Raw genomic sequence first — 16,351 nt, forward strand, 5'->3', positions numbered from 1 at the left:
GGGGATCGGTGCCCAGATCGGCGAACTCGGCGGTCGACAAGGCCCTCGACGTCATCGAGATCACCGCGTCCGCCGGGCGTCCGCTGCGGCTCAGCGAGATCGCCGAGGCGGCCGGGCTGCACCGCGCGACCGCCCATCGGGTGCTCGCCGACCTCGTCGGACGGGGCTGGATCCTGCGCGCCGGAGACGCCTACCTTCCGGGCGCGGGCATCCTGCGGCTGGCCCGCACGCCCGTTGGCGCTTCCTTGACGGCGCTGGCCAGGCCCGTCGTGGAGCACCTCGCCGCGCGGACGGGGCTGATGGTGAACCTCCAGGTCCCGCAGGCCGACACCTCCCTCGTCCTCGACGCCTTCCGGCCCGCGCGGCTGCACATGATCACCGATCTGGTCGGTGAGGCCCTGCCCGCCCACAAGTTCGCCGGGCCGCTCGCCCTCGTCGCCGCGCTGCCCGCCGACGCCCGCGCGCCCTACCTGCGCGCCGCGGAGGCCGACGGCGGGCTCGGGCTCTCGGACGAGTTCCGCGCCGCCCTCGCCGAGGCCGAGCGGACCGGCTTCGCCGTCGAGCACGGCCGCGCCGACAGGATGGTCGCCTCCGCGGCCCGCGCCGTCCTCGTCGACGGCAGGCCCGTGTGCGCGCTCACCCTCGTCGGCCCCGGCGGCGAGTTCACCCCCGAAGCCCTCCCGACCCTCCTCGCCGCCCTGGCCGAAGCCGCCGCCACCCTCGCCGCCGCACTCATCGGAGCCGCCCCATGACCCCCGAAGCCTCCCGTCCGACCGGCACGCTCGTCCTCGACGGAGCCGCGACCGCCGCCGCGCTCGACCCGGCCGAGGTCGTCGCGGCGGTCGCCGTCGCGCTCACCGCCGTCGCCGACGGGACCGCGTCCGCCCCGCCCCGGGTCGCGGCGTTCGCCCCCGGCGGGCTGCTGGGCGCGATGCCTGGCTACGTGCCCGGGCTGGGCCTCGCCGCGAAGCTCGTCTCGGTCTTCGGCGACCCGCTGCGCTCCGGCCGCAGCTCGCACCAGGGCGTCGTCGCGCTCTTCGACGAGCAGGACGGCGGCGTCCTCGCGATCATGGACGCCGAGCCGATCACGGCGGTCCGCACGGCGGCCGTCGCCACCGTCGCGATGCGCGCGCTCGCCCGCCCCGACGCCCGCCGCGCCGCCGTCATCGGCACCGGCACGCAGGCCGCCGCGCAGGTCGCCCTCCTCGCGGCGCTCCACCCGGCTCTGCCGGTGACCGTCGCGGGCCGCAGCCCCGAGGCGGCCGAGGCGCTCGCCGCCCGCCACCCCGAAGGCTCCGCCGCCGCGATCGAGGACGCCGTGCGCGCCGCCGACATCGTGCTGTGCTGCACCGACGCCACGGCCCCCGTGTTCGAGCACTCCTGGCTCGCGCCGGGCACGCACGTCGGCTCCGTCGGCGGCTTCCACGGCCCGGAGGTCGGCCCCGAGACCGTCGCGTCCGCGATCCTGTTCGCCGAATGGCCCGGCGCGGCGGCCGCTCCTCTCCCCGCCGGAGCCCACGAACTCCAGGGCGTCCCGCCCGAGCGCGTCACCTCCCTGGGCGACGTCCTCGCGGGCCGCAGCCCCGGCCGCCCCTCCCCGGACGCCCTCACCTTCTTCAAGTCCACAGGCCACGCCGCCCTCGACGTCGCCGCGGCCCACGTCGTCCACACCCGCGCCCGCGCCCAGGGCCTCGGCCTCCGCCTCGGCGGCTGAACCGCGGGTCAGGGGCTGCCGGGCCAGGCGGACGTCGGCTGGAGAACCGCTTCGGCGAGGGCACGCTCGCGCAGGGCGGCGACCTCCAGGTAGCCGGGGTCGGCGATCATCTGGAGGAACGCGTCGCGGCTGGGGTAGCGGATGACGAGCACCGCGTCCCACGCCTGCCCCGCCTCGGCGACGAGCGCGTCGCGGCCCTGCCCCGCGTACAGGAGCGTGCCGCCGTAACGCGCCAGGAAGGGCGCCGCCCGCTTGGAGTACTCGCTGTAGAGCGCCTGCCCGCCCTCGGCGAACCGCAGCAGGTTCAGCATGACGACGGGCTCCCCGTCGTCCTCGCCGAGGAACCTCCGCAGCCCCTCGTCCCCGGGATTCACCGCCATGCCCGACCTCCTCGGCTCCGCCCCGAGTCTAGGAAGCGGCCCCGGCCCCGGACAGGCGCAGACCCGCATCCTGTGCGCCGTCACACCCGCCGAGGGCGACGCGCCCGCCCTGCGGCTCCGCTCCGCAGGTCAGGACGGGTCGGTGAGGGTGAGGCCCTTGACGTGGCCGCCGAGGATGAGGGAGATGTTGTTCGGCGCGCCCTTCGGGCAGACGAGTTCGCCCGAGCCGTAGCGGCGGGAGATGGTGACGCGCACGGTAGCGGTGCTCCCTTCGACCTCGAAGCGGTCGAGCGCCACCATCCACTCGGCGTCCCGGAAGATCTGGCGGTCGAAGGGGTAGCGGCCCTGTGCGGGCGGGGCGGGCGACGGCCACCTGGACGGGCGGCTCGGGGCGCAGGATCACGGCGGCGGCGATCACTGAGGCGGCGAGCAGCGCCGCCGCCCCGACGAGCCCTGCCGTGACGGGCACGGACCGCCGCGCCGGACGGGTGGGCGGCGGCTCGGGCGGGGAGGCGTAGGCGTCCAGGCCGGTCGCGGCGCGCGCGGGCGGCCAGTCCACGGTCGTCGCGCCAGGATCGGCGGGCAGCGCCTCCAGGACCGAGGAGACCGTCGGCCGGTCGGCGGGGTCCTTGGCCAGGCAGGAGCCCACGAGGGGGAGCAGATCCTCGGGGCAGCCGGACAGGTCGGGCTCGGCGTGCAGAATCCGGTACAGCACCGCGGCCAAGTCGCCCTCGCCGAACGGCGGGCGGCCGGTGGCGGCGTAGAGCACGGTCGCGCCGAACGCGAAGACGTCGGCGGGCGGCCCCGCGCTCGTGCCCGCGGCCTGCTCGGGCGACATGAAATGCGGCGAGCCCATGCGTGCCCCGGTGCGGGTGAGCGGGGCGGCGTCGGCGGCGCGGGCGATCCCGAAGTCGATGACGCGGGGGCCATCGGCCGACAGCAGGACGTTGCCGGGCTTCAGGTCGCGGTGCACGAGGCCGGCGGCGTGCACGGCGGCCAGCGCCTCGGCGACGCCGAGGGCCGGCACTCGCACCGATCCGGCGGGCAGCGGCCCGTGCGCGGCGACGGCGGCGGCCAGCGACGGCCCCGGCACGTAGGCGGTCGCCAGCCAGGGTGGGAGCCGTCGGGGTCGGCGTCCACGACGGGCGCGGTGTAGATCCCGCGCACCCGCTCCGCCGCTTCGGCCTCGCGCCGGAACCTGTCGCGGAAGTGCTCGTCGTCGGCGTACTCCGGCCGGATCACCTTGATCGCCAGGAGGCGTCCGCTGCGCTTCGTGCCGAGGTAGACACGGCCCATGCCGCCGGAGCCGAGCAGCGCCGTGATCCGGTAGCCGCCGACGGCCTAGAAGAGCTTTATGCCGGCCCCGACGGCCGCGTCGACCTAGACCTCCCCGCCATGGCCACCGTTGACCTCGACCCGTCCCCGCAGCGACACCCCCACCCCTGGACCACCTCACCGCACTCGCCGAATTCGCCTTCCATGCCTTCCACGTTGGCGCATAATGCACATGTCGACTAGTGACGTATGGGCGATATGTAGAGATAAGTTCACTCTCGTGAAGATCTTCAAGGCCGCGGAGCCCTCTCGGATCAGCCTCCCCAACGGGCAGGTCCTCGCCTGCGTCGTCTGCCGGTACGACCACTTCCACACGCGCCACTACAAGCTCAACACCACGGGCATGGAGTTCATGAAGCTGGCCTGGGCCAACATGGACGCGACCTGCCTGGTCTGCGCGTCGTGCACGCACATCCACTGGTTCGCGCTCTGATCCCTGCGCCGCGGCCGACGAGTCCGGGGGCTCGGAGCACGGGCTCCGAGCCCGGCCCGTTCAGTGGCAGCAGGAGTCGGTGACGGACTCTGGCGGGGCGCAGTGGCGGCTGGGGGTGGGGAGGCCGGGGGAGGGGTTGCGGTCGAAGAAGCCGTCGGGTTCCAGGCGCATGCCGATGCGGTGGACGGGCATGATGGGCCACTCTTCGGGGCGGGGGGCGTGGTGGACGCCCACGACGGGCCAGAGGACGAGTTCGGCGCCGTCGAGGGAGCGGTCGGCCTCCTGCCAGGCGTGGACGCCGGCAGGGTCGCCGAGGGGGGGCTGGTCCGGGTACTCGCCGGCGATGAAGCGCTGGGCGCCGTCGTAGACGGTCGCCCACAGGTGCCTGGAGACGAACGGGGCCTTGCGCTCCGCGACGCTGCCCGGCTTCGGTGAGGGGGTCGGTCCAGTGCCGGGTGCTCATCGGTGCTCCTGTCGGGGGTCTGGCGGGAGGGGTCAGGGGTGCAGGACCGCGGCGGCGCCGTCGGCGCGGGGGTGGGTGGCGGCGTCGAGGCGGCCCGGCATGCGGCGCGCGACCTGGACGTGCCCCGCCTCGTCGACCGCGGCGACGTCCACGGGGGCGGTGCGCGGATCGCCGAGCTCCCGGTCGCGCATGTCCATGGCGCGCAGGCTCGCCTCGACGAGCCCCGCCTCCCGGCCGGAGGCGGCGGCCTCGACGGCGGCGGGCAGCACGATGAGCAGCAGCGCCCCCTGCGACGGCGGCGGCGCGACCCACCACCGGACCCCGCCGACCTCCCGGCCGAGCGCGGGCACGGTCTCGGCCTCGTGCGCGGCGAGGTCGGCCGTGGTGTGCGCCCCGCCGAACGCGGCGAGCCCTTCGGCGAGCCGTCCGGCGACGGCGCCGGTGTAGAACGACGCGGGGTCCTCCGCGAGTTCTTCGAGCGTCGCCGCGAGCGCGGGCCGCATGAACACGTCGCCCGCGCCGAGGCATCGGCGCGTCCGCGAGCGCGGCTAGGTCGAGCCCCGCGGGCACGGTCCCCGCGGAGAGGACCGCGAGGGGATCGCCTCCGCTCCGCCGGTCGTGCACGAGCGCGATGAGGTCCCCGCCGAGCGAGCGCTGATGGGGGTGCACGACGGTCAGCGCCGCCGCCGCGGCCAAGGCCCCCTCCGAGACGCTCAGACCCACCGAGTACCCCACACAGCCATGGTCCGTCATATGGGATCCAAAACTAGCATTACGGGATACTGAGATTGCGACCCCTGGCGCCCGGGTCGCTCCCACCGCGCGTGCTACTCGTCAAGCACCTCGCACATGGACATTCCACCCCGGGGTGTGCTGGGGCCGCACGACCCCGGCCCGCTTCCCCGCCCCGGAAGACCCCGATCCCGGAGCCGCACGCCGATCAAGCCTCCGTCCCCGACCTCCTTCCGATAGGACTTGAACCCATCTCTTATTCTCCATGTGCTGCCAAATGGAGCTGGTTCCGATAAATCCCATCGCAGCTCACTTTTGCGGGTAATTCGCTCAACCGACGGAACGCCAGAATGTCTCCCGGTATTTTTCCGGCATGCCTTCCCCTCGTCACGACAGCCTCAACAGCATCTTCCGTCGGCGTCCGAGTCTCGCCGTGGAACTCCTGCACGATCTCTGCGGTGTCCCCGTCGGCAGAACGAGCATCGCCCGGGTGGAGTCCAACGACTTCAACACCCGCCCCTCGGGTGACTTCACTCCCGACACGGTCATCGTCGCGGGGCCTCCGCAGTCGCCCGAGTTCGGGGTGATAGTCGAGGTCCAGTACGAGAAATGCGAACGCAAGCGCCGTCAGCTGGCGCGGTACGCCATGCAGCTGTGCCTGATGCTCGACAGGCCCGCGCACGTCCTGGTGATCGCGCCGGTCCCGGCGGTCGCCGCCTTCTATGACATCCCGCTCGTCACGATCCTCCCCGGCTACACCTTCCACCCGCATGTGGTCGGGCCCGGTGCCATTCCTCCCATCACGGATCCGGTCGAGGCGGCCGCCAACATCGAACTCTCGCTCCTCAGCGTCATGGCTCACGGGGAGGCGGACAAGGACGTCGTGCGGACCTTTCTCGACGTCGTCAAGTCCATTCCGCACGCGAAGGGGAACACCTACACTGAACACTGCTGGAACATATCGACGAATGCGGTCCGTGCCATCATGGAGGAAATCATGAAAACTGAAGAATGGCCCGTTTTCTCCCCCTTTGCCCGTGAGCACTTCGGCAAGGGCAAGGCCGAGGGGCGGGCCGAGGGGCGGGCCGAGTCATTGGCAGACGCGGTGCTCGTTGTCTTGGCGAGCCGCGGGATCACGCTGGACGAGGGGGCGCGGGAGCGCATCGAGTCGTGCCGGGACTCCGAGGTCCTGACATCGTGGCTCGCCCGCGCGGTCAACGCGCAGACCGTCGAGGGGCTGTTCGCCGAATAGGCGGGCTCCCGCGAGAGCTCCCGCATTCGGGTCAGTGGCGCCAGCGGGTGCGGGGGATGACCTCCTCGGGGGAGGTGTCGGGGAAGAGGGCGGTCTCGGCTGTGCGGACGGCCTGGACTGCTTCGCACATCGGGGCGCCCAGGGCTTCGGTGAGGACGGGGTCGGCGGCGAAGGCGGCGGTCGTCTCGGGCAGGGAGGAGGGGAGGCGGCGGGCCGTCGCGTCCGTGGGGGCGCCGATGACGGGGTCGGGCAGGGGCGCGGACGTGGCGAGGCCGTGGCGGGCGGCGGCCAGCGTCGCGGCCAGGGCCAGGTAGGGGTTGGCGGTGGCGTCGAAGCACTTGATCTCGATGTTGGCGCAGCGGGACGTGCCCGCGGGGCCGGTGATGAAGCGGAGGGCGGCCTCGCGGTTCTCCAGGCCCCAGCAGGCGTAGGCGCCCGCCCAGCGGTCGGGGACGAGGCGCAGGTAGCTGGCGACGGAAGGGGAGCCGACCGCCAGGAGGGCGGGAAGGCGGGCGAGGACGCCCGCGACGAAGGACGCCCCTTCGGCCGTCATCCCGTACCGTAGCGGGCCGCCCGACATCATCGGGACGTCACCGTGCCACAGGCTGAGATGGACATGCCCCCCGTTACCGACGAGACCGGGCGCGGGCTGGGGCGCGAACGAGGCGCGCAGTCCGTGCGCCGCCGACACGGCCCGGACCGTTTCGCGGACCAGCACCGCGGTGTCGGCCGCGCCGACGGGGTCCTCAGGCGCGGTCGACAGCTCGAACTGGCCCGGCGTGTACTCGGGGTGGAACTGCTCGACCGAGACCCCGGCCCTGCCGAGCGCGGAGAGCACCTCGGCCGGATAGTCGCCCAGCGCGCTGAGGCGGGACATCCCGTACGCGGGCCCCGTGCAGGCGGGAGTGAACTCCTCGCCTTCGCCGCGCGAGACCGTCCACTCGACCTCGATCCCGGCGAGGACCCGCCACCCGTCGGCGGCGAGCCGGAGGCACTCGCGGCGCAGGAGCGCGCGGCCGTCGCGGGAGTGGGCGAGTCCGTCCTGGTCGTAGCGGTCGCCCGGCGCCCACGCCCAGCCGGGCAGGGCCGTGCGCCCGACGAGCCGGTCGAGGTCCGGGTGCAGCCTGAGATCGCCGACGGGGGAGGCGCCGGGCGCTGCCGAGTCGTCCAGCAGGAACAGGTCGAACACCGGGGAGGCGCCGACGCCCCAGCCCGCGGCGTGCCCGAGCCGTCCGACGGGCACGCCCTTCACCCGGGTGATGCCGCTGGTGTCGACCCAGGTGACGGCGACGCCTTCGATCCCGTCGCGCACGAGATCCTCGGCGAGCGCCCTGCCGCGGGCCGCGCGCCGCGCCCGCTCGTCCTCAGCCAACCGTTCCACGATCGATCACTCTAAGTGATCGATGGTCCCGTGACGCGGCACGAGGACGGTGCGGCGGCACAGCCACCGGTCAAGACGGCTGTGCGACGGCCCCTTCCCGATATTGTCCGCTGAGTCTGTTACGTGACATGCTGCGTGGCGAAGGCCTCCTGCCACCCCCTTCGGAGGTGCCGAAATGACTTTTGAGCGGAAGACAGAACCGCGGCCCGGCCACGGGCCGGTCCGGGCGCGGCGATCTCTCGCGCAGTGAGGACCTGAAGTATTCGACCGCACCTGTCTGGAAGCCGCGTCTAGGCGCGAGCGCGACTGCCACGACGGTCCGACCCCCTAAGGGGAACACATGCAGACTCGGGCAGCGATCCTGTGGGAACAGAACGGTGACTGGAAGGTCGAGGACATCCAGCTCGACGACCCGAAGGCCGGCGAGGTCAAGATCAAGCTGGCGGCGTCCGGGCTGTGCCACTCCGACGAGCACCTCGTCACCGGTGACATGGTGCTCGGGCCCGACATCTCGGAGCTGATGGGCGTCCAGCAGTTCCCGATCATCGGCGGCCACGAGGGCGCGGGCGAGGTCGTGGAGGTCGGCCCCGGCGTGACGACGCTGAAGGAGGGCGACCACGTCGTCCTGTCCTTCATCCCCGCCTGCGGGCGCTGCCCGTCGTGCGCGCGGGGCCGCCAGCACCTGTGCGACCTCGGCGCGTTCATCCTCGCCGGCCGCCAGATCACCGACATGACGGCCCGCCACCACGCGATGGACGGCACCGACCTCGGCATCATGGCCTGCACGGGCACCTTCGCGCCCTACACGGTCGTCAGCGAGACGTCCTGCATCAAGATCGACGACTGGATCCCGCTCGACAAGGCGGCCCTCGTCGGCTGCGGCGTCACCACGGGCTGGGGTTCGGCCGTCAACGCCGCCGACGTGCGCGCGGGCGAGACGGTCGTGGTCATCGGCCTCGGCGGCATCGGCATCAACGCGGTCCAGGGCGCGGCGCTGGCCGGCGCCCGCCACGTCGTCGCGATCGAGCCGGTGGAGTGGAAGCGCGAGAAGTCCTTCGAGTTCGGCGCGACCCACGCGGTCGCCACCGTCGAGGAGGCGTTCGCGAAGGTCGGCGAGCTGACGTGGGGCGCGATGGCCGACAAGGCGATCCTCACCACCGGCGTGGCCTACGGCGACCTCATCGGCCAGATGATGTCCCTGGTCACCAAGGGCGGCCGCGGCGTCGTCACCGCAGTCGCGCCGATCATGCAGGAGGACGTCAAGCTCAACCTGTTCGACCTGTCGATGCAGCGCAAGGAACTGGTCGGCTGCCTCTTCGGCAACTCCAACCCACGCCGCGACATCACCCGCCTCCTGCGTCTCTACGAGGAGGGCAGGCTCAAGCTCGACGAGCTCATCACCACCACCTACACCCTGGACGACGTCAACCAGGGCTACCAGGACATGCGCGACGGCAAGAACCTCCGCGGCGTCATCAAGTACTGACCCGCGTCTTGCGACGGCCCGGCTGCTCCTCTGGAGCAGCCGGGCCGTCGTGGTTCTGGCCGTTGTGGTTCGGGCACCGCCATCCCTGTTACGAAGAGTTTTCGGAAAAAGGAGGCGTCTCATTCCTTGGACAATTTACGAAAAGGGGCTGACTGTCAACAAGACGGATGGGTCGTCGCAGGTCATGGCGGTGGATGTGATGTAGATCACAGAAATGAAAATGGGCGTTTTTCGGGGTTGTCTGAGTACATTTGGCCGCTATGACTGCTGAAGCGGAAGCGCGGGCGTTCTATGGGGCGGAGGTCGCCCGGGGGGTGGAGAGATTCCTGGAGCCCCGGCGCACCGAGTGCGTGTGGTGCGGGTCGGCGGAGCTGGAGAAGCGGGCGGTGACGCCGGACATCGTGCAGCACAAGCCCGGGGTCTTCACGCTCGACGGGTGCCGGGCGTGCGGGCACGTGTTCCAGAATCCCCGGCTCAGCGGGGAAGGGCTGGACTTCTATTACCGGGACACCTATGACGGCCTCGGGGAGGCGTCCACGGAATTCGGGTTCGGGCTGGCGACCCGGGATTACCGGCGCCGCGCGCGGTCACTCCTCGACCACACCGGGAACGCCAAGCGCTGGCTCGACGTGGGCGCGGGATTCGGGCACTTCTGCAAAGAGGCGCAGAAGGTGTGGCCGGGCACCGAATTCGCTGGGCTCGACCAGGGGGCGGGCATTCTCAAGGGGCTCGCGCGCGGCTGGGTCGCCGAGGCGCACCGGGGCCGGTTCACGGAGCTGGCGCCGGAGCTCGCCGGCCGCTACGACGTGGTGAGCATGCACCACTACCTGGAGCACACGATCGATCCGCGGGCCGAGATCGCGGCGGCGGCCCGCGTGCTCGATCCCGGGGGCTTCCTCCAGATCGAGGTCCCCGACCCCGAGTGCGCGCTCGCGCGGCTGCTCGGCGACCGCTGGTTCCAGTGGATGCAGCCCCAGCACCTGCACATGTACCCGTCGGGGAACCTCGCCGACGCGGTCGCCGAAGCGGGGTTCGAGGTCGTCGAGATCGTGCGGGGCAAGGCCGACCTCGGGTACGACTTCGTCTTCGCGACGCTGGTCGCCCTCAACGCGTTCGGGCCGAAGCCGTCACGGCCCTGGGCGGTGTCGACCTTCCAGGGGCGCCTCAGGCACGTCGCCGCCCTGGTCGCGGCGGTCCCGGCCGTCGCCGTCGCCTTCCTGCTCGACCAGACGGTCCGCCGCCTCGTTCCGGGGCATGCGAACGCCTACCGGCTGATCGCCCGGCGCCGCTGACCCGGCGCGGCCCGCGGGATCCGGAGCATCCGGAGCACCCGGGGGATCGGCCGCGGGGAAGTCCTCGGTGAACCGCTCGCCCGCGAGGACCGCGTCAACGCGGGCGCGGATGTGGGCCCCGGTCACGGGACAGTTCAGCGGGTGGTCGCCCGGGCAGTCCAGGAGGTGGTTCAGCACCTGGGCCGCCCGCTCCAGCCTGCGGATCCTGGCCCGGGTGGTCTCCAGTTGGGCGGCGATCCGCGCATGCCGGTCGGCCGCCTGGCTGGTCCGCATGGTCGCCTGGGTGTCGGCGAGGGTCATCATGCCGTCCTCGTGCCACAGCTGGGCGTAGGCCAGGCGCTCCAGCGCCGCCCGGTCGTAGTGCCTGACCCTGCCGCGCCGCGCCGAGGAGGGCACGAGCCCGATCTCCTCGTAGAAGCGCAGCGTCGCCACCGAGACGCCGAACAGCTCCGACACCTCGCTGATCGAGTACATCCGGGTCAAGATTCGCCACTCCCGTCGCGCGTGCCCCTTGCTCTCAAGCGTACTTGAGTCAGCACACTGGAACCCGTCGAAACCGGACATCATGCGGCTCTGACCTGGGGTGATCCCTGCGCGGCGTGCCCGGACGGCCTGGACCGACGGGTGCGGACGCGCCGCCGAGCACGGGGCGGCGGGACAGGGGGCGGCATGGGTGCGTGGGAAGTCCGTCGATCCGGGGCCCCGCCTTCCGGATCAGCCTTCGGCGAGGCGGCGGCCCGCCTCGTCGACCGACGCCCCCAGCTTGCGCAGGAGCGCGGCGAGTTGGGCGGCCTCCTCCTTGTCGAGGAGGGACAGCATGCTCTGCTCGGTGGCCAGGTGGTCGGCGAAGACCTCGTCGATCTTGGCCAGGCCCAGTTCGGTGAGCTCGGCGTAGACGACCCGGCGGTCCTCCTTGGAGCGGGTCCGGCGGATGAGGCCGTCGGCCTCCATCTTGTCGAGCCGGAAGGTGATGCCGCCCGAGGTGAGCAGCGATGACTCGGCGAGTTCGCCCGCGGTCTTGCGGTGCGGCTCGCCCGAGCGCCGCAGGTTCGCCAGGACGTCGAAGGCGGCGAGGGTCAGGCCGTGCCGCTCGTGGACCTCGCGGAGGATCGCGCGCTGGGTGTGGTAGATGCGGGTGACCCGGCCGAAGACGCCGATCGCCTCGGGGGAGACGTCGGGGCGCTGCTCGCGCCACTGCTCGACGATCTCGTCGACCTCGTCGCGGAAGCTCTCGCCGAGTTCGGCTGCCATGCGGATCTCACCATCCCGGTCTCCAGATCTCTCTGGATTAAGTATCTTTGGCCTAAGCTATAAAACTCAGTATCAAGACTTCTAGTCTACGGGGCCGGGCGGCACCGGGAGAGTCCAGGAGAGGAAGTCACCCCCATGACCACACACCAGCGGCGGGAGCCGTGAAGCCGGCGCCGTTCACCTATCGGCGGGTCGCCTCGCTGACCGAGGCCGCCGACCTGCTGGCCGCCGACCCCGACGCCAAGATCCTCGCCGGCGGGCAGTCCCTCGTGCCGATGCTCAACATGCGCCTGGCCAGGCCGGGCACCGTCGTCGACATCGGCGCGCTCCGCGGCCTCGACTACGTCGACCTCGTCGCGGGCAGCCTTGAGGTCGGCGCGACCGCGGTCCAGGCCGACGTCGCCGCGCACCCCCTCGTCCGGGCGCACCTGCCGATCCTCGCCGCCGCGATCTCCCGGATCGGGCACTCCCAGATCCGCAACCGCGGCACGGTCTGCGGCAGCATCGTCCACCACGACCCGTCCGCGGAGCTGCCCGCGGTCGCGCGCGCCCTCGACGCCCGTCTCCTGGCCTTCGGCCCGCGCGGTCCCGTCGTCTACGAGGCGGCGTCGTTCTTCACCGGGACGTTCGACACGGTCCTGCCCGCCGACGAGATCGTCACCGCGGTGCAGTTCCCGCTGCCCGCGCCGGGCACCGGCTGGGCCTTCGAGGAGGTCGCGCGGCGCAGCGGCGACTTCGCCCTCGTCGGGTGCGCCACGCTGCTTCGCGCGGACGCCGCCGGGACCGTCCGGGAGGTCCGCCTGACGCTGTGCGGCGTCGGCTCCACCCCCGTCCGGCTCACCGAGGTCGAGGAGCTGCTCACCGGCGGGCCCGCCACCGAAGCGGCGTTCGAGGCCGCCGCCCGCCGCACCGCGGAGATCCTCGAGCCCGCGTCCGACAGCCACGCCTCCGGCGAGTACCGCCGCGAGGTCGCCGCCCACCTGGTCCGCGCCACGCTGGCCGACGCGTCCGCCTCCGGGAGCCCCACCGATGCCTGAGATCACCCTGAACGTCAACGGCCGCGAGCACCGCGTCGACGTGCCCGACCGCATGCTGCTCACCGACGCGCTGCGCGACCGCCTCGGCCTGACCGGCACCCACGTCGGCTGCGAGCACGGCGTCTGCGGCGCCTGCACGATCCTCCTGGACGACAGGCCCGTGCGGGCCTGCCTGACCCTCGCCGTCCAGGCCGAGGGCCGCCGGATCCGCACGGTCGAGTCCGTCGCGCCGTCCGATTCCGAGCTGCACCCGGTGCAGCAGGCCATGCGCGACTGCCACGGCCTCCAGTGCGGCTTCTGCACGCCCGGCATCGTGATGAGCCTCGTCGCGCTGCACGAGAAGGCCGAAGGCGACGAGGCCGTCACCGAGGACGAGATCGACGAGACCCTGTCGGGCCACCTCTGCCGTTGCACCGGCTACCGCAACATCAGCGCCGCCGCCCGCCGCGCCCTCGGCGTGCCGGAGTGCGCGCACTCTTCCGAAGGAGCGAAGCGATGAGCGCAGCCCACGCGACCGAGCCGGCCGGGCTGATCGGCCGCCCCGTCCTGCGCAAGGAGGACGACGCCCTTCTGCGCGGCAAGGGCCGCTTCATCGCCGACCTGTCCCTGCCGGGCGCGCTGGAGATCGCGTTCGTGCGCAGCCCCTACGCGCACGCCGAGATCACCCGGATCGACTGCGCGGCGGCCCGCGCGATGCCCGGCGTCGTCGCCGTCTACACCTGGGACGACATCCGCGACACCGTCTCGGCGCTGTTCCTCGAAGCCGAGATGCGCGTCCCCGACCTGGTGCGCGAGCGGGTCAAACCGCTGTCGCGCCCGCAGCCGGTGCCGCTGCTCGCCGACGGCCGGGTCACCTGCGTCGGCCAGGCCGTGGCGATGGTCGTCGCCGAGGACAGGTACGTCGCCGAGGACGCGCTGGAGCTCGTCGAGGTCGAGTACGCGGCGCTGCCCGTCGTGGTGGACCCGCTGGAGGCGCTCGCCCCCGGCGCGCCGATCGTGGTGCCCGGCACCGAGGACAACCTGGCGATCTCCGTCGAGGGCAAGTACGGCGACGTCGACGAGGCGCTCGCCGGAGCCGCCTTCGTGGTGACCGAGAGGTACCGGTCGCACCGGTACGTCGCCTCGCCGATGGAGACCCGCGGCGTCGCGGTCACCCTCGACCCGCGCGACGGCTCGCTCACCGTGTTCTCCTCCACGCAGACCCCGCACCGCCTCCGCGAGGTCATCGCGGGCGCGCTCCGGCTGGAGCCCTCGGACGTGCGGGTCACCGCCCCCGACATCGGCGGCGGCTTCGGCCAGAAGGGCGTGCAGTACGTCGAGGACGTGCTCGTGCCCTACGCGGGCGTCCGCCTCGGCCGCCCGGTCCGCTGGATCGAGGACCGCACCGAGAACCTGACGTCCTCCGCGCACGCCCGCGAGCAGGTCCACGACATCACGCTCGCCTGCGACGCCGACGGGAAGTTCCTCGCCCTGCGCGACGACGCCGTCCTCAACCTCGGCAACGCCAACCTCACCGGCCTGGTCGTCCCCTACAACACGCTGACGCATGTCATCGGCCCGTACGTGATCCCGGCCCTTGACCTGCGGGTCCGCGGCGCGGTCACCACCACGATGATGACCACCCCCTACCGGGGCGCGGGGCGTCCCGAGGCGGTCTTCGCGATGGAGCGGGCGATCGACCGGCTCGCCCGCAAGATCGGGATCGAGCCGCACGAGCTGCGCGCCCGCAACCTGGTGCAGCCCGAGAACATGCCGCACCAGACGGGCCTGCTGTACCGCGACGGCACCATGCAGACCTACGACTCGGGCGACTTCCCCGAGCTGCTGCGCCGCGCCGTCGAGCACCTGAAGATCGACGAGATCCGGGAGCGGCAGCGCACCGGGGACGTCGCGCCCGGCAAGCGCCTCGGCGTCGGCCTCGCCCTCTACATCGAGGGCACCGGCCTCGGCCCGTTCGAGAGCGGCTCGGTGACGGTCCTGCCGACCGGCCGGATCCGCGTCGCGACCGGCGCCAGCTCCCAGGGCCAGGCGCACCAGACGGTCTTCGCCCAGGTCGCCGCCGACGCGCTCGGCGTCCCGATCGACCGGATCGACCTGAAGGAGGGCGACACCGGGGTGATCGGCCACGGCGTCGGCACCCTCGCCAGCCGGAGCATGGTCACCGCGGGCAACGCGATCCACCTCGCCGCCCTCGCCGTCCGCGACCAGGTGCTCGCCGACGCGTCCGGGCTGCTGGGCGTCGCGGTGGAGGAGCTGGAGATCGTCGACGCGATCGTCCGCCCGGTCGGCAAGCCGGAGGCCGGGATCGACCTCGCCGACCTCGCCGCCCGCCGCGCCCCGCTGCTCGTGCCCGGCACCAGCACCGGCCCCGGCGCGGTGATCCACGAGACCACCTTCTTCAAGCCGCCGACGGTGACCGTGGCCAGCGCCGCGCACGGCGCGATCGTCGAGGTGGACGAGCGGACCGGCAAGACCGAGATCCTCTCCTACGTGGTCGTGCACGACTGCGGCCGGGTCGTGAACCCGATGGTCGCCGACGGCCAGACCACCGGCGGCGTCATGCAGGGCATCGGCGGCGCGCTCTACGAGGAGCTGGAGATCGCCCCGGACGGGCAGCCGCGCTCGGTCACCTACATGGACTACCTGGTCCCGACGGCCGCCGAGGCGCCGCCGTACATCCTCGACCACGTCGAGACGCTGTCGACCCTCAACCCCCTCGGGGTGAAGGGCCTCGGCGAGGGCGGCGCGATCGCCCCGCCCGCCTGCATCGCCAACGCCGTCGAGGACGCCCTCGGGCCCGACCGCGTCCACATCACCCGCGGCCCGCTCACCCCGAGCCGGGTCAAGGACCTCATCCGCGCCGCGTCGTCCGACGCCCGGCCCTGAAAGGCAAGACCATGGAGCTTCAGCACTCCTTCACCGTGCCCGTCCCCCTCGCCGAGGCGGTCGACGTGCTGCACGACGTCACACGGCTCGCCCCGTGCATGCCGGGCGCGGTCCTCGAAGGGTTCGACGGGGATGAGTTCACCGGCCGGATGAGCGTCAAGGTCGGCGCGATCACCATGTCCTACCGGGGCAAGGGCCGCTTCACCGACACCGCCGGCGACCCATCGTCCACGGTGGCGCTGCGCGTCGAGGCGGCCGAGACCAAGGGCGCGGGCGCCGTGGCCGCGGATGTGGTGTGCCGGCTCAGCGACGAGGCGGGCGTGACCCGGGTCGTCGTGGACACCAGGGTCGACATCTCGGGCCGGGCCGCCCAGTTCGGGCGCGGGGTCATCAGCGAGGTCGGCGACAAGGTGGTGGCGGCGTTCGCGGCCAACATCCAGACGGCGCTTTCCGGCGGCGCCCAGCCGACCCCGGCCGCTCCTACGGCTCCTACGGCGGCTTCGGTGGCGGCTTCGGTGGCGGCTCCCGCGGCGGCCCCGCCGCTGGACCTCGGCTCGGTGGCCGGGCCCGTGCTGGCCAGGAAGGCCGCGCCGTTCGCGGTCGTGCTGGGCCTCCTGCTCGCGTTCCTGCTCGGCCGCCGGACCTCCGGCTACCGGCTGACGCGCGCTTGACCAGTGGTTTAACACAATCGTTACAGCAAGAGCCTAGG

Annotated in this window: 14 protein-coding genes and 3 pseudogenes; 10 read left to right on the forward strand and 7 right to left on the reverse strand. The window is 72.7% G+C overall.

Features of this window, described 5'->3' with window-relative positions; translation table 11 throughout:
* Positions 1-8 precede the first annotated feature (8 nt).
* Positions 9-752 carry an IclR family transcriptional regulator gene (locus tag ACYVOM_RS38720; RefSeq protein ID WP_460308601.1) on the forward strand — a complete coding sequence of 248 codons (744 nt, stop codon included), beginning with the start codon at positions 9-11 and terminating at the stop codon, positions 750-752.
* On the forward strand, positions 749-1,714 hold the full coding sequence (locus tag ACYVOM_RS38725) for an ornithine cyclodeaminase family protein (protein WP_460308602.1): 966 nt from the start codon (positions 749-751) through the stop codon (positions 1,712-1,714). Before ACYVOM_RS38720 ends, ACYVOM_RS38725 begins: the two co-directional genes overlap by 4 nt.
* A gap of 8 nt (positions 1,715-1,722) precedes the next feature.
* Here the strand turns inward: ACYVOM_RS38725 and ACYVOM_RS38730 are convergent, their stop codons facing one another.
* Complete coding sequence (locus ACYVOM_RS38730) at positions 1,723-2,094, reverse strand: DUF1330 domain-containing protein (RefSeq protein WP_460308603.1); 372 nt, start codon at positions 2,092-2,094, stop codon at positions 1,723-1,725.
* A 28-nt stretch (positions 2,095-2,122) separates the two neighbouring features.
* Positions 2,123-3,751, reverse strand: a complete 1,629-nt coding sequence (locus ACYVOM_RS38735) for a protein kinase domain-containing protein (RefSeq protein WP_460308604.1) — start codon at positions 3,749-3,751, stop codon at positions 2,123-2,125.
* Here ACYVOM_RS38735 and ACYVOM_RS38740 point away from each other — a divergent pair.
* The gene (locus ACYVOM_RS38740) at positions 3,650-3,862 is read left to right on the forward strand and encodes a hypothetical protein (RefSeq protein ID WP_460308910.1); all 213 of its coding nucleotides are present in this window, start codon (positions 3,650-3,652) and stop codon (positions 3,860-3,862) included. The two genes, ACYVOM_RS38735 and ACYVOM_RS38740, sit on opposite strands and share 102 nt — an antisense overlap.
* Before the next feature lie 60 nt (positions 3,863-3,922).
* Here the strand turns inward: ACYVOM_RS38740 and ACYVOM_RS38745 are convergent.
* Both ACYVOM_RS38745 and ACYVOM_RS38750 read right to left on the reverse strand, forming a co-directional pair.
* Positions 3,923-4,288, reverse strand: a pseudogene (locus ACYVOM_RS38745) (copper amine oxidase); the annotation flags it as partial.
* A gap of 69 nt (positions 4,289-4,357) precedes the next feature.
* Positions 4,358-4,849, reverse strand: a pseudogene (locus ACYVOM_RS38750) (gamma-glutamyltransferase); the annotation flags it as partial.
* A 698-nt stretch (positions 4,850-5,547) separates the two neighbouring features.
* On the opposite strand from ACYVOM_RS38750, the gene ACYVOM_RS38755 reads away from it, so the two are divergent.
* Positions 5,548-6,309 (forward strand): hypothetical protein, encoded by a 762-nt coding sequence (locus tag ACYVOM_RS38755; protein ID WP_460308605.1) that lies wholly within the window; start codon positions 5,548-5,550, stop codon positions 6,307-6,309.
* A gap of 31 nt (positions 6,310-6,340) precedes the next feature.
* On the opposite strand, the gene ACYVOM_RS38760 is transcribed toward ACYVOM_RS38755, so the two are convergent.
* Positions 6,341-7,690, reverse strand: coding sequence for a type I glutamate--ammonia ligase (locus tag ACYVOM_RS38760; protein WP_460308606.1), 1,350 nt, complete (start codon positions 7,688-7,690; stop codon positions 6,341-6,343).
* Between the two features lie 340 nt (positions 7,691-8,030).
* Here ACYVOM_RS38760 and ACYVOM_RS38765 point away from each other — a divergent pair, with 340 nt between their 5' ends.
* Both ACYVOM_RS38765 and ACYVOM_RS38770 read left to right on the forward strand, forming a co-directional pair.
* Entirely contained in the window at positions 8,031-9,176 is a 1,146-nt protein-coding gene (locus ACYVOM_RS38765; protein WP_460308607.1) for an NDMA-dependent alcohol dehydrogenase, read from the forward strand.
* Positions 9,177-9,436: 260 nt separating this feature from the next.
* On the forward strand, positions 9,437-10,468 hold the full coding sequence (locus ACYVOM_RS38770; RefSeq protein ID WP_460308608.1) for a class I SAM-dependent methyltransferase: 1,032 nt from the start codon (positions 9,437-9,439) through the stop codon (positions 10,466-10,468).
* A gap of 291 nt (positions 10,469-10,759) precedes the next feature.
* Here the strand turns inward: ACYVOM_RS38770 and ACYVOM_RS38775 are convergent.
* Together ACYVOM_RS38775 and ACYVOM_RS38780 are read right to left on the reverse strand one after the other, a co-directional pair.
* Positions 10,760-11,035 (reverse strand): annotated as a pseudogene (locus ACYVOM_RS38775) (helix-turn-helix domain-containing protein); the annotation flags it as partial.
* A 147-nt stretch (positions 11,036-11,182) separates the two neighbouring features.
* Positions 11,183-11,719, reverse strand: a complete 537-nt coding sequence (locus ACYVOM_RS38780) for a MarR family winged helix-turn-helix transcriptional regulator (RefSeq protein ID WP_460308609.1) — start codon at positions 11,717-11,719, stop codon at positions 11,183-11,185.
* A 161-nt stretch (positions 11,720-11,880) separates the two neighbouring features.
* On the opposite strand from ACYVOM_RS38780, the gene ACYVOM_RS38785 reads away from it, so the two are divergent.
* Genes ACYVOM_RS38785 through ACYVOM_RS38800 form a run of 4 tightly spaced genes read left to right on the forward strand, consistent with a single transcriptional unit; the run spans position 11,881 to position 16,313 of the window.
* A complete protein-coding gene (locus tag ACYVOM_RS38785) occupies positions 11,881-12,756 on the forward strand; it encodes an FAD binding domain-containing protein (protein ID WP_460308610.1) in 876 nt (291 codons plus the stop codon).
* Positions 12,749-13,255: a (2Fe-2S)-binding protein gene (locus tag ACYVOM_RS38790; protein ID WP_460308611.1), complete on the forward strand. Its 507-nt coding sequence runs from the start codon at positions 12,749-12,751 to the stop codon at positions 13,253-13,255. Before ACYVOM_RS38785 ends, ACYVOM_RS38790 begins: the two co-directional genes overlap by 8 nt.
* Entirely contained in the window at positions 13,252-15,642 is a 2,391-nt protein-coding gene (locus tag ACYVOM_RS38795; protein ID WP_460308612.1) for a xanthine dehydrogenase family protein molybdopterin-binding subunit, read from the forward strand. Before ACYVOM_RS38790 ends, ACYVOM_RS38795 begins: the two co-directional genes overlap by 4 nt.
* A gap of 11 nt (positions 15,643-15,653) precedes the next feature.
* Positions 15,654-16,313 (forward strand): SRPBCC family protein, encoded by a 660-nt coding sequence (locus ACYVOM_RS38800; protein WP_460308613.1) that lies wholly within the window; start codon positions 15,654-15,656, stop codon positions 16,311-16,313.
* Positions 16,314-16,351 lie beyond the last annotated feature (38 nt).

The organism is Actinocorallia aurea, from assembly GCF_054783995.1.